Consider the following 13,595-nt stretch of genomic DNA (forward strand, 5'->3'; position numbering starts at 1 on the left):
AATAAAATAAGGGGGAGAAGAACCATGAAAGACACGATCATGAAGACAGACCGGCTGATTTTGCGAAAAATGAAGCGTGATGACGCCGAAAACCTGCTCGAAATCTTTTCTGACCCGACAGCCATGGAATATTATCCATCGACAAAGAATGAAAAACAGACATTGCAATGGATCGACAGGACGCTTGAAAACTATGAAAAACACGGAACCGGCCTGTGGGTTGCCGAACATAAACAAACAGGCGAATTTCTCGGCCAATGCGGCATCGTGCCACAGGAAGTCGAAGGATCGGACGAAATGGAAATCGGCTATTTGTTTAAACGGAGCGTCTGGAAAAACGGCTATGCAACCGAAGCAGCATCAGCATGCAAACAATATGGATTTGAGTCATTTCATCTGAAAAAAATCGTATCTTTACCTGATGCGAAAAATCTACCGTCCAGTAGCCGAACGCATCGGCATGACTTTAGAAAAAACGATACATAAATGGGGAAAAGAAATTGCTGTATATTCAGTGTATCGCTAAATTTTTTATTCTGTCTCACTAACTTGAGTATACTTTGAGATTGAGACAGAATTTCTTTGTAACACTTAACTTCCGAGAATATATATTATGTAAACTAGAAAGAAATGAAGGTCAGGATTATGCAATGTTCCTCCACCAGCTGTACGACACAAAATTAGCCCCTAAACTACTTTCACTAAACGGTTCTTTGACAGAAAATGCAGCATATTTGAAATGTCCACAACTCAATATCTATATGTCAATATCGTGTTCTAGAATCCAGCCAATTTCTAATATCTTCAAGTGTGTTTTTCAACGGTGAAAACACCGCTTATCATTTGACATGCAGTTATCAGCAACCTCTCGGTTATGTCACTTGTTGCTGGTCTTCTTGATCAAGTCCACGCCATCGTATGCCAGACTTTCCACACTTGCAGCCTTCTGCAGTATGTAATGATCAAAAAAGTTCTTCGTATAGTCTGTAACAAGATTTCGCATCTCCATAGCATCCCGTTCGCCTCTGAGTTCCTCATTAACACTGGTAAACACGATGTCGCAGAAATCTAAATGGGCAACACGATCAACAGAGAAATAAAAGGTCGCTGTCGAGAAGGCCGAACGCACCGCTATCCAAGCCAATACCGCAGGCGAACCGGTCGTCCCGGCAAACAATCGCCGTCGTAGGCCCTCCATAAGAATGTCCGACTATGCCCATGCCGATGTCAAGCAACAATCTGCCCTTAAAGATGGAATTCAGTTCTCCAGAGTCCAGTTTGTAAAGATAATCTGCTACATACCTTACATCTTCTGCCTGTAATTCACTATACTCTGTTAACTTGGCAAGTATCGGCAGTGTAAGCACGTTATGGCACATCTCAATGGCAGTTTCATCGTCAGGCCGCATCTCCATCTTACCAGCCAACGCCAGCATCTCCGGATCTTCAGAAAACGCCATAATGACATCCGAAAAATCCTTTGATACATTAAACAGGCGCCCATCTTTACGCTTATACATCGTGCTATTCTGATGGCCGATGCTTACCACAACATATCCCATGCTTGCCAAGTCTGTACAGATCACTGTACCCCATTCTGGAGAACCGCCCCCGCCGCAAACATAGAATAACACCGGATAGCGCTTTTCCTTCCCGGAAAGAGCAAGGTCGTCGTAACACTGGGTCTTGATATCTATAGAGAAACTTCCTTCCCTTTAAGATACGCAGTGACAAGTGGCTGCTCATTAAACATCTCGTAGACTTCAGGAAACATGTACGTTGATGTAGTCTTACCTTCGCTACTGTCGGACGGATAGTACACAAACGCCGTCAGTTCTCTTTTTGAGTGATCTGATGCCGTGTACTCAAAATCCATCTGGGTTCGACCGACAGTATAGCCGCCAATTGGTTTTGGAAATGCGTCATAAGTTTTCACTTTCTTGTCCCCCCTTAATTAATAAAAGTGGCGAATGTGAAATACATACATTGCGCTATAAGCGCTTTTCAAAACTGTGAAACGATTACATCCTAATCTTCAGTGAATCATATCTACTCCTTGGCTTTCTTGAGATCGCTAACAATTGGCGTAAAATGTCCTTGATTAAGGGGAATGACTCGCCCTTTAGCACATTCAGGCTTTATATTCTGTGAATAGAATATAAAAGTGGATCCATTAAATTAGTTTCCTTATTTGACTAGTGTTTATAATGCATACAATGGATCAACATTTTGTACACTCCCCTCTCGTCATTTATGCACTATAACATGATATACTTTTGTACGTAATCCCATATGCTTTTTCCGATTAATAAAACAGTGATTCCAACGAATAATACCTTAACGTACGCAGCGCCATTTTTTATAGCTACTCTCGTACCCACAAGGGCGCCTAATATCATCGCAATTCCCATCGGGATTCCATATTGGAAGTTAACAGAACTGAATAACATAAATGTTATAAGTGCTGCAATGTTGCTTCCTAAATTTAATACTTTAGCGTTCCCCGCTGACTCTACAAAATTAAAGCCTAAAAGCAAAAATGAAAAAATGAGGAAAGATCCTGTTCCGGCTCCTAAAAATCCATCATAAAACCCCAGCAATAATGCGGCTAATGCAATAAAATAAGCCATTTTTTTCGTCAATTCTTTAAAGTTGGACTCCATTCCCCAGCCTTTTTTAAAAAGCGTATAAATTGTTACAAGAATGAGCAAGATCAGAATAATAGGTTTTAAAAATTGGACGGGATTAACTGAACCACATATACACCTGCTCCCGCTCCGATAATTGACAAAGGCAGCAGTTTAATGACAAGTTTTTTGTTAATTTTCCCTGAGTGAAGAAAGTTTATCGTACTTGTTAAAGCTCCCATCGTAGCTGCCAACTTGTTTGTTCCTAATGCGACAGATGGCGGAAGTCCGGCAAATAACAAAGCCGGAATAGAGATAAGTCCTCCACCGCCTACAACGGAATCGATAAAAGCTGCGGCGAATCCAGCCGCGATTAAGAATATTAATATTTCTATGCTGATTTCACTCATATTGTATTTTACTCCTCCATATCTTTTTATTTCTTCAGGTGGAATTTTTATTTTAGAGACGTCTTAACAAGTTCTTTTTTTATCTCCTTAATTATGCCTGTTTTCATTGGAATTATTTAATCACAGACCAAGCCGGTGAATCCGGATCTAATGTAAAGTCATGAGACGTCTCGTCGCGATACATCGGATCGGCATAAATCGAGTCTTGATCTTGATTTGTTGCGTTTTGGTATCGTGAAAACGAGTCGTATTCATTCTTCTTCCAAATCCACAGCCCGTCTTTGCCGGCTTCCTTGTGGTACACGTTATAATTCACTTTATTTCCTTCATTTTTCGTAAAATCGTTTGCGATAAATATTCGCGAATCGCTTGCTGTGATGATGTTTTTTTCGATTGTATTGTTTTTTGTATCATACTGGAGCAAAAGCTGTCCGCCATCCAGCCCCTTTGTATCATTGCGGTAAACAATATTGTGCGCAATGACAGAATGGCTTGTGCCTCCCCGCTTTTGGTCGTATCCGCCGATAGAAATGCCCGTGTACGCATTCTCATACACTTTGTTGTCGGTTATTTGAATATCATCAGCATATTTCCCTTTATGTTCCGACGTCGCTTCTATCCCGATATCGTTGCCGTAAACCGTGTTTTTCTTAATGTCAATACTTTGTCCTCCATCAACATATATTCCGCCCGCAGAGTAGTCATCACCATAGGCAGGATTTCCGTAAGTGGAGTTATTGTAAACCGTGTTGTTTTCTACGATACCGTTGCGCACAAAATCGTTTTGAGCGGCCGTTCCTTCATATCCGATCAGATCAATTCCAATGTTGTTATTGTCGCGAACCACATTGCCTCTCACCGTGAAACCGTCAATGTTTCCGTTCAGCACAACCGCTTCACTCGCTCCGAGTGTCAGCTTTTCAACCGTATTGTCCTCGATCTTGATGTCTTTCATGCTGCCGGAGCCATAGACGGCAATCCCGTGGGCATTGCCATCATCCGCTGTTGTTTTTATATCCCGGACGTGATTGTTTTTAATGGTAATATGACTGCTGGAGCCTGAAACATAAATTCCCATGGCGGTTGCTTCTTCCGATGAAACGGAAAGGTCTTGAATCGTCAGGCCGCTGATTGTAATGTACTGTTGATTGTGAATCTGAATGAGCGGTGTTTCATATTCAGCGTCCCGAATAGATTCACCGCTGATGACGACTTTTTCATTCTCATAGTTTTGAAATGTGATAGGCTTTTCAGCCGCTCCGCTCTTCTTCACATCAAGCGTTTCATGATACGTGCCTTCCCGAATCATAACAGTTGTGCCGGGGACAGCTTTTTTTGCTGCCTGTTTCAGAGTTCGAAACGGCTTTTCTTTCGTTCCTTCATTTTGATCATTTCCATCTGGGGAAACATACAAGCTGTTAGCCGGTTCTGCTTCTTTTGCTCCGGTCTTATCGTAAGCAAAAGCGATGATAACAGAAACTAAAATACACGCTGATAAAATAAAATACCATTTTCTCATACTCAGCACTCTTTTCTTTTCAAAATGGATAAACTAACACCATTATAGAATATCCATTTATGGAAAACCATCGCAAACATTTGAAAGAAAAAGGCAACCCTGGGATCATAGGGTTGCCTCCATATTTATGAGTTTATTCAGACTTCTGCAGTCTATGAATGAGATAGCCGCCTATTCCTCCTAAAATCGCCGGAAGCACCCATCCTAATCCGATGTCATACATCGGGAGAAACTGATTGAAAAATTGATTAATAGCTGCAATTTTGAGTCCGGCAGCATTCAGGCCGTCAAACAGGCTGATGATAAAGGTCAATATCAGACTGCCTTGATACACTTCCCTCTTCCCTTTAAATAAGGGATGTAAAAATGTTAAGAATATTAAAGAAATCGCAATGGGATACAAAGTTGTTAAAACCGGCATTGAAACGTTAATCAGCTGTGTTAATCCTATATTTGCTACAAGGGTGCTGAACATTGATAGAATGACAGCAATTTTTTTGTAGGAGATGTTTGGAAACAAGCCGTGGAAAAACGAAGAACATGCTGTGATGAGTCCCACACTTGTTGTCAGACATGCCACCGTGATCATTAAGCCCAAAAAAACGGAACCATATGGTCCGAAATAATAGGATGAAACCTTCGCTAAAACCTCGGCTCCATTTTCTAAAAGACCCAGTTTTTCAACGCTGGAAGCCCCCATATATGAAAGCGCTGAATAGATCAGAGCCAGGAGCGCCGCTGCAATCGCCGTCGATTTTGCACAAACGATCATGAGCTGTTTTTTGGAGACCGCTCCCTTCTCTTTCATGGCGTTCACAATGATGATTCCAAATACAAAAGCGACAAGGGCATCAAGTGTAAAGTAACCTTCTTTGAACCCTTTAAAAAATACGTGTGATGCATATCCTGCAGACGGAGCTTGAAAGCTTCCGATTGGATGAATAATTGCCGTAACGACGAGCAATCCGATAAATGTTAATTTAATAGGAGTTAAAAATTTTCCGATAACATCAATAATTTTAGTTGGATTCAGAGACAGCAAGCAGGCCACCGTGAAAAATAATACGGTAAATATGATTAAGGCAACAGGGCTTGCATCATGAGATAAAAAAGGTTTAACCCCTATTTCAAACGATACATTACCGGATCTGGGAATCGCGAAAAAAGGGCCGATTGCTAAATAGAGAACCGTCGTAAATACAATGCCGAACAATGGATGCACACGACTGGCCAGAGACTGCAAATCATTTTTTCCTGAAAAAACGAATGCGGTAATGGCGAGTAATGGCAATCCGACTCCGGTCACTAAGAATCCTGCATTGGCTGTCCATACATTCTCTCCGGCCATCTGACCAAGCATAGGCGGGAAAATGAGATTTCCTGCACCGAAAAATAATGCAAACAGCATTAGTCCTATGATTAGGATAAATGAAAAAGGAATTTTTTTTGCCATCATGAGTCCTCCGATTCGGGTTAAGCTATTAGTGCGTTTTAGTAGTCAGCAATGTAGCACGATAAAAATTTCATAAATGAATGTCCTGAATTATCAGTAAATATTAAATAAAAGTACTATCCTACTATAGTAGCTGTTGCTTGTATTGTCAAAGGTTTCGTCTGTATTTGCTTTTACTTTGAAATGGATTTACAAGTTTGTTACAACATGTAAAAATAATAACGGAAAGGAAATTCACATGTGGGAGGTTGTGAAATGCCATTAGGGCCTGCAATTATTTCGGTATTAATAGTATTCGGCATCGTATATGTCATCATGAGAGCTGTGAGGAAATCTAATTGATGGCAGAACGTCTCAGCTCTGACTCTCTTGTCGCAAACTGCTCTTTTTCAGAGATCCAAGCCCGCCAATTTCCAAGCGAGACATATAGAATGAAGCTGTATGTCCATCCGCTCCGCTTAAATTGCCGGATCAGGCGAAAAAAGGCCAGTCAAATAAAATGACTGGCCTATCTGGTATTACATAGAATTTACAAAGTGGAGATATCAATCACGAATCGATAACGCACATCGCTGCGAAGTACGCGCTCATACGCTTCATCTACTTGTTCCGCTCCGATGACTTCAATCTGATGAGTTTTCCACTCAATACTTCAAAGAAAATCCTGTTGACGTAGAACACTTGTTAAATTTTTGGTGATACAATAGATATTGACAACTACATACAAAGTAGTATTGATGACGGAAGCTTCAGTGAGCATGATTTAGGAAATGGCATAAAACTTATCCTTACTATTCTCCAACCTATTTTATTACTTCAGTGAGCGAAACTCCAATTGATGAAAACAAGTTTCAGGTCAAGGCCAGGACAAACAGCTATGGGGTATGTAAGTGTTATAACAGCAATCCTTTTAGTGAGCGCATTATATGGCATCGCAACAGGGGCAATTGCCTATTGGATATTTAATATAATCAAGTTTCTTTCAAAAAAATTCAGTCATGATTAAAGGAATGCAGACTAAAAAGTTTGCAGCCAAATAAAATAGAGAAAAAGCCGTCTCCGGTCTGCGCGGGAAACGGCTTTTTTTAGAGTTGCAAAGAATATGACTTGTATACGGATAAACGGCCTGTTTACATATCCCACCAAAAGGACTCGGGAAGCGAGTATTGGCCGTTTAACAGGATTGTTTCACCAATCGCGGGAGCAATCATGTTGGCGCCTTTTTTCTCAGCTTCTTTCAAAGCACGTTCAATCGGCTCTTTCCAGCCATGATAGGCGAGGGTGAACGCGCCCCAGTGAATCAACATCATGTTCTTTCCTTTTACATCTTTGTGGGCCTGTACAGATTGTTCGGGTGTCATATGAATCCCGGACCAGCGTCTGTCATATTGACCGCCCTCCATTAAGGTGATATCAAAAGGGCCGTATTTTTTGCCGATTTCCTTAAAATGTTCATCATATCCTCCGTCGCCGCTCGTATAAAAACGCGTATGTTTTCCGAGGATAACCCAGCCGCCCCACAGGGTCGTGTTTCGATTCAACAATCCTCTACCCGAAAAGTGTTTCGACGGTGTCAAGGCTATCGTCAAACCTTGAAACTCCGTTTCATCCCACCAATTGAGCTCTGTGATTTTTTCTTTCTCAACTCCCCACCGTATCAAGTGTGCGCTGACTCCGTGGGGAACGAAGAAATGACCGGCCTTTTCCTTCAGTTTTAAGATGGATGGATAATCTAAGTGATCATAATGATCATGTGTGATCAAGACGGCGTCAATCGGCGGCATATCATCGACCATATGCAGGATGTCTTCGCTGTAGCGTCTGCTTCCGATAAATGATACGGGTGAAGCGATTGGACCCAGCATAGGATCTACGAGTATTTTTTTGCGGTCGATGCTCAGTAAAAAAGCGGAATGTCCAAACCACGTTAAGCTGTCTTCGTTACTTTTAACTGTGCTCCAATCGATCTTAGAAACAGGGATTTGACCGGAAGGGTTGCGTTCCTTGCCGCCGGAAACAGCGTCTCTCATCATCGAGAAAACGCCGGAGATTCCACCCATATTCATCTTTTCCGGATTCTGATTGACAAATTTGCCATCTGCATAATTGTCAAAGCTTTGATACAGCTTTTTTTGTTCTGTGCTTGGATTTCCCCCAAACACGGGGTGTAAATTGATGAATAACAAAACACCCGCGCAAAATACGATGATAAAAATGAATAAAAACATCATGATTTTTTTCATTGTTCCTTCCTTTTTAGGATGATCTCTTGCTTCCTCTTATTCTACCGATTATACCTGCATCATCGCCAGTGTAACGCTGTACTGTTTGAGATAATACCATCGTAGCTGAATACCGTGCATAACCAAACAGCGAATAAAAATTTAAAGAACCCTTCGAATTTGAAGAGTTCTTTTTTGAGGCACCTTGACATAGACAAGTCATGTGCCACATTTCTTTTTAAATGAAGGTTTCCATTCTGACAAGTCCTGATAAACAAATGTTATATTGTCACATATTTCATAAGCAACTTCATACATATGTTCTATATCCTTAGCTGTAAATAATATACTTCCTTTGCGCCCTGTACTGTCAACAATAGGTGATATGGTGTCACCCTCTTTTACAAATAGATCAATTAATACGACCTCGGAAATGTTAGCTAGCTCATTGTATTTGATTTCTTTTATGCAACCTGGTTTTGGAATCAAGCTTAAAGACATAGCTTGACATTTTGAAGGTACACATCTAAATTCATCTATAGTCTTGGTAGCTAACGCATCATAATAGTATCCAAATTGAGATATGCCGGTTGTTAGTTCCACCATTTTCCATATGTTTCCGCCACCTATCCTAACTTGAGACTCTATGATTATTGGCTTTTTTTGTTTGTCTAACTTTACCTCTGTATGAGTAATGCCGTCTTCCAGTTGCATGTCCTCCAAAAATAGCATTACTTTCTCAATGATTAATTTTTTTTGGGATTCATCTATAGGTGCCGGCATAATAGTATAGTTTATTATAAACGTATCTTCTTTAAATATTTCAGCTGATATAGCTAGTATAGAGTGTTTTTTGTTATAAGAAACGGTTTCGACCGTATAAACTACGTCACCTTCAACGTACTCTTCCACTAAAACAGGTAGTTGAATACCATTATCTTTAATAAATACCTCTACGTTATCTCCCGTGTCTAGCTTAGACACTCCTATACCACCTGCACCAATCGGAGGCTTTATTATAATGCTGCCTTTTTTGTTCAAAAATTCATCAATGTCTTTTATGTTATTGCAAACTGTCGAATCTATCGAAAAGTCTTTGCCTGCTAGAATTTCACGCATCATGTCCTTATTGCGGGTTATCATATTAGCATTGTAAGAAGGTCCTTTAACATTAAAAATCTTTGCAATTATGCAAGCCGTATCTAAGGCTGCTTCGTTGAAAGATACTACCACCTCAAATGGTTTCTCTTTGTACAATTCTTCAGCATAGTATACAGACAAGGGTATATTTGTTGTGTCTATTTCTTTTTTATAGAAACACTTTTCTAAAATAGTTCCATCAAAGTATATGTGTTTAGTGTAAGACCCTATATACGAAACAGTATACCCCCTATCTAAAGCATCTTGTATAGGTTTTGTCCATCCCCCTATAAATAAAATGTGTGGTGTATTTTCTATGTCGATTCCTTTTGATATCTTATACATCATAATCATCTCCTCTATAATGAACTCGTATATTCAATTTCGGTTCCTTTTGATACGCCTCGCCTTAACAACATCATTAAACACAATGTTGTTCCGAAGCCCCCTATAAATAACGTAGTTTGAAGCCCGAATATAGAAACTAAAAATGCACTAGCAAAACTTCCTAATGCCCAAGCTCCCCAATTAAGCGTACGCTGTACAGCATTTACTCTGCCTAGCATGTGACTTGGTGAAGCAAGTTGTCGTATGGTTGCAGAGTAAGGGCCAAATACACCTTCTCCCATGCCATGTATGATACTTGCAGCTACTATACCGTAAACGGTTCCCAAATATCCCATTATCGGTATAAAGGCCAGACCGATAACTGATACAGTAGCGCTATAAATAAGCATTTTTGTATTATTAATTTGTTGACTTTTTTTCATGAGTAATGTATTGCCTATTAAAAATCCCACCGCTGCTGAACCTACAACAAAGCCTATTTCAAGTTCAGATAGACCCATTACCTTATAAAGGAATATTACTAAAATACTATTTAGTATGTATTTAAAAAAACCGTAAACAGCGCCACAGCTTACAATTGGTTCTAATACAGGGTGTTTTTTAAAATATATCAAACCTTCATATATGTCTTTGTATACGGATTTATTTTATATTTGCGTTTTTTAAAGAGCCCTCTGTATGCGGTTTAAACTTTGAAATAAATAATACAAACACAAAACAAACAAAATACGTTACTGCGTCAACAGTGAAAGAGCCAGTTAATCCAACTAGAGTAATAACGATTCCTGCTAGCATAGGACCAATTACTATAGAGAGAGACTCTGAAAGAGCTAGTAGTGCATTTCCTTTTTTAAAGTTGTCTTTATCTGTTAATATTTCAGGCAAGAAAGAGGGAATTGCAATGTTGTAAAACGTAGTAAATACTCCATTCAAAAACATGAGAAACACCAATAAAGGGAACGTTATTATATTTGTTACAGTCAGTATGAATACTGCTAAAAATAAAACGCCTTGGCATATACTACAGATTAGCAAAACCTTTTTTCTTTGGAGGATGTCTATCAAAGCACCGGCTACTAATCCGAAAACTAGGTAGGGTATGAATATTATTCCACGAAGCAAGGCAGCATTCGCCTCACTTGTTTCTAGCACCTTTAATGCAAAAAGAGGCAAAGCTACTAATGTAAACTGGGTACCTAACAAACTGATAGACTGTCCTAGCCAAAGCTTGTAAAAATTAAAATGTGTTTTATTTTTCATAATAACCCCCTATTAATTCATATTATTCGAAACCTTGTTATACGCCAGTTCCCTTATTCAGCATTGTTTTGGGCGTCTCAATTGTTATTAACCTCCATCCATAGTATATCTCCTATGATGACCCTCTGTACGCGTTTGCGAATGTAAAAGCAAGATATCAAAATTGTAGTTTTTGTTTTGATGTTCAACTACAGGTGTAATTATATTGAAACAAATGACTCAGCTTTTTTAAAAGCTGAGGTACTCTCCAATGATTCTAATGAATGTACAGCATCAATGATCAACGAATTTATAAAACCATATCATTGAACAGGAAACATTTATCGTTGAGATGAGTGTGGATTATGAGAATCACGTGAAGGAATTGAAAAATACAATTCTAATTTTGGATTACATATCAAATGAATCCTTACGTCGTCGTATCAGTGAAAAAGGTGAGACCATGAATGGCCTTGCGAGCGCCTTATTTTTGGGAAACGAGGGGAATTGGGATGGGAACATATTAATTTTCTTGGAGTATACACCTTTGATATGAAGAATATCGCAAGCTTAGGTTCACTCAGCCCTCTTAATCAATGAATTAAAGCCGATGGTACCTTAGCATATTGTTGGTGGCCCCCCAGATAGAAACCGTGGGAGGTTTACAAAAAAAGAGCTGACATTAATCGTCAGCTCCCGCTTTAAAACCGGACAGATTCAGAAGGTTGGAAAAACCGGTCCACCGCTTCATCGGTTACATCTGAAACATGCCGGTACTTGTAGTTCGGTGATAGATCACGGTCGATCAGGACGGACCGGACGCCTTCGAAGAAATCATTGTGCTTTAAAAAGTTCTTTGCCAGCACAAGATCCGTGGCAAAGCATTCTTCCAATGTTTTTTGACGTCCGTCCGCCAGCTGTTTCAATGTGATTTTCAATGAAAATGGCGATTTGGAAAGCATCGTTTTTTTCACATACGAGCTAAAGGTGCTTCCTTCGCTTTCGAGTGATTGAAGGATCTCTTCCAGCTTATCATACTTAAAATGACGGTCAATCGCTTGCTGATCACGGGCGAGCGTACTTTCTTGGGAGGGCTTCGTTTTCGATTCGCCGATCAGCTGATCGAGCTTTTCTTCAACGTTTACAAGGCGCCAATCGGTTTGTTCCACTGTTTGAAGCAATCGTTCTAAAGCGCCGCTCTCCATGTAGGCGTCTGCTCCATTGATATACAGCACATCGGCCGCATGGATGACAGACGCCGTTAATCCAAGATACCGCCCTAAGCGGCCCGGGGCTCTGTTTAAAAAATAGGCTGCGCCGACATCCGGAAAGAAACCGATATTCATTTCGGGCATCGCCCATTTTGTCGTCTCCGTGACAATCCGGTGGCTGGCCCCGTATGTCAGGCCGACGCCTCCTCCCATGACGATCCCGTCCAAGCAGGCGATGATCGGTTTCGGAAAGCGATGGACTGCCATATCGACTTCGTACTCTGTTTCAAAAAAGCGCTCGGCTTCTTGCAGGGCCTGTTTAGACGAACGTGCTTCATAGAGTGCCTTAATATCCCCTCCGGCACACAGTCCTTTTGGTCCTGCACCTTTGATGACCACAACAGAAACGTTTTGATCTGTCTCCCACTCGTTTAACTTTTCACCAATCAGACGGATCATGTCGTATGTGAGGGAGTTGAGCGCTTTCGGGCGATTCAGAACAATCGCTGCGGCGCCGTTTTGATTAACGGAAAACAGCACGTCATCGGACATCTGGATCCACTCCTTTTATGAATGATGAAAGTTTGGTTTGCGCTTTTCGACAAATGCGTGAATTCCTTCTTTGGCATCTGAAGTGATAAACAGCTCGGCGAATCTGTTTCGCTCCCTCTCCAGTGCTTGTTCCATGCTTTCAGAGGCGCCCTGTACGATACATTCGACGGCGCGCCTCACGCTGGTCATGCTTTTTCCTTCGATGAAAGACGACGCGACCCCTGCTGCCGTCTTCATCAGTTCCTCCCCCTTTACCGCCATCTGCGCAATATTCAACTCTACCGCCTCTTGAGCTGAAAGCGTTCGGCCCGTCAGGATGAGATCGAGTGCTGTCGCTGTATCCGTTATGTTGCGAAGACGCTGTGTACCTCCAAACGCGGGAATCAAGCCGAGCTTTAATTCGGGAAGGCCGAGTGTTGCATCGTCTGATACGATTCTGAAGTGGCAGCTCATCGCAAGTTCCAGGCCTCCTCCAAGAGCCGGTCCGTTTATCGCCGCAATGACGGGCTTATTGGAAGCTTCGATTTCATCACAGAGCGCCTGGCCCCCTTTTGCGAGTGCCAACCCTTGTTTTTCGTCCCCGAGTTTTGAAACGAATTCTTTTATATCTGCTCCCGCCACAAAAAATCGTCCTTCTCCTGTGATGATGATCGCTTTTGTCTCCTCGTCGCGGGCCAATTCCCGAAAAAGAGAGCGCAATTCGGCGATACAGGAAGAAGAGAGTGTATTTGCCGGCGGATTGTTCAACGTGACGGTTGTGATGCTATGTTCTGTTTTAAGTGTGGCATATTTCAAGTTCAATATTGATCCCCCCCTGTTGAAATAGAAAAGGCCCCTCTGAAAAAATCTGTTGCGCATGAGAGGGAGCCTTATG

Annotated in this window: 6 protein-coding genes and 6 pseudogenes; 2 read left to right on the top strand and 10 right to left on the bottom strand. The window is 41.1% G+C overall.

Going from position 1 to position 13,595, the window contains the following annotated elements; genetic code table 11:
* Positions 1 to 24: 24 nt before the first annotated feature.
* Positions 25 to 526: pseudogene (locus QMZ64_RS11340) on the top strand (GNAT family N-acetyltransferase).
* 351 nt (positions 527 to 877) lie between these two features.
* On the opposite strand, the pseudogene QMZ64_RS11345 reads toward QMZ64_RS11340, so the two are convergent.
* The 8 genes and pseudogenes from QMZ64_RS11345 to QMZ64_RS11380 form a co-directional block, all read right to left on the bottom strand.
* Positions 878 to 1,936: pseudogene (locus QMZ64_RS11345) on the bottom strand (alpha/beta hydrolase).
* Between the two features lie 322 nt (positions 1,937 to 2,258).
* A pseudogene (locus QMZ64_RS11350) lies at positions 2,259 to 3,037 on the bottom strand (sulfite exporter TauE/SafE family protein).
* A 112-nt stretch (positions 3,038 to 3,149) separates the two neighbouring features.
* Positions 3,150 to 4,556: a right-handed parallel beta-helix repeat-containing protein gene (locus QMZ64_RS11355; protein ID WP_265626905.1), complete on the bottom strand. Its 1,407-nt coding sequence runs from the start codon at positions 4,554 to 4,556 to the stop codon at positions 3,150 to 3,152.
* A 133-nt stretch (positions 4,557 to 4,689) separates the two neighbouring features.
* A complete protein-coding gene (brnQ, locus tag QMZ64_RS11360) occupies positions 4,690 to 6,009 on the bottom strand; it encodes a branched-chain amino acid transport system II carrier protein (protein ID WP_265626904.1) in 1,320 nt (439 codons plus the stop codon).
* A gap of 529 nt (positions 6,010 to 6,538) precedes the next feature.
* Positions 6,539 to 6,640 (bottom strand): annotated as a pseudogene (locus QMZ64_RS11365) (NADP-dependent alcohol dehydrogenase); the annotation flags it as partial.
* Positions 6,641 to 7,139: 499 nt separating this feature from the next.
* Positions 7,140 to 8,240, bottom strand: coding sequence for an MBL fold metallo-hydrolase (locus QMZ64_RS11370; protein ID WP_265627805.1), 1,101 nt, complete (start codon positions 8,238 to 8,240; stop codon positions 7,140 to 7,142).
* A gap of 210 nt (positions 8,241 to 8,450) precedes the next feature.
* Complete coding sequence (locus QMZ64_RS11375; protein WP_075213286.1) at positions 8,451 to 9,716, bottom strand: ATP-grasp domain-containing protein; 1,266 nt, start codon at positions 9,714 to 9,716, stop codon at positions 8,451 to 8,453.
* A 14-nt stretch (positions 9,717 to 9,730) separates the two neighbouring features.
* Positions 9,731 to 10,979: pseudogene (locus tag QMZ64_RS11380) on the bottom strand (MFS transporter).
* A gap of 364 nt (positions 10,980 to 11,343) precedes the next feature.
* On the opposite strand from QMZ64_RS11380, the pseudogene QMZ64_RS11385 reads away from it, so the two are divergent.
* Positions 11,344 to 11,558 (top strand): annotated as a pseudogene (locus tag QMZ64_RS11385) (Tn3 family transposase); the annotation flags it as partial.
* A 101-nt stretch (positions 11,559 to 11,659) separates the two neighbouring features.
* Here the strand turns inward: QMZ64_RS11385 and QMZ64_RS11390 are convergent.
* Both QMZ64_RS11390 and QMZ64_RS11395 read right to left on the bottom strand, forming a co-directional pair.
* On the bottom strand, positions 11,660 to 12,721 hold the full coding sequence (locus QMZ64_RS11390) for an enoyl-CoA hydratase/isomerase family protein (protein ID WP_265626902.1): 1,062 nt from the start codon (positions 12,719 to 12,721) through the stop codon (positions 11,660 to 11,662).
* 15 nt (positions 12,722 to 12,736) lie between these two features.
* Positions 12,737 to 13,522: an enoyl-CoA hydratase-related protein gene (locus QMZ64_RS11395; protein WP_265626901.1), complete on the bottom strand. Its 786-nt coding sequence runs from the start codon at positions 13,520 to 13,522 to the stop codon at positions 12,737 to 12,739.
* Positions 13,523 to 13,595 lie beyond the last annotated feature (73 nt).

This window comes from Bacillus sp. LB7 (assembly GCF_030449715.1).
GTDB classification, from domain to species: Bacteria; Bacillota; Bacilli; order Bacillales; family Bacillaceae; genus Bacillus; species Bacillus paralicheniformis.

Excerpts from the sequence above, each read along its gene's own strand:
- QMZ64_RS11355 (WP_265626905.1), bottom strand. The coding sequence starts at position 4,556 with ATGAGAAAATGGTATTTTATTTTATCAGCGTGTATTTTAGTTTCTGTT.
- QMZ64_RS11390 (WP_265626902.1), bottom strand. The coding sequence starts at position 12,721 with ATGTCCGATGACGTGCTGTTTTCCGTTAATCAAAACGGCGCCGCAGCG.
- QMZ64_RS11375 (WP_075213286.1), bottom strand. The coding sequence starts at position 9,716 with ATGTATAAGATATCAAAAGGAATCGACATAGAAAATACACCACACATT.
- brnQ (WP_265626904.1), bottom strand. The coding sequence starts at position 6,009 with ATGGCAAAAAAAATTCCTTTTTCATTTATCCTAATCATAGGACTAATG.
- QMZ64_RS11370 (WP_265627805.1), bottom strand. The coding sequence starts at position 8,240 with ATGATGTTTTTATTCATTTTTATCATCGTATTTTGCGCGGGTGTTTTG.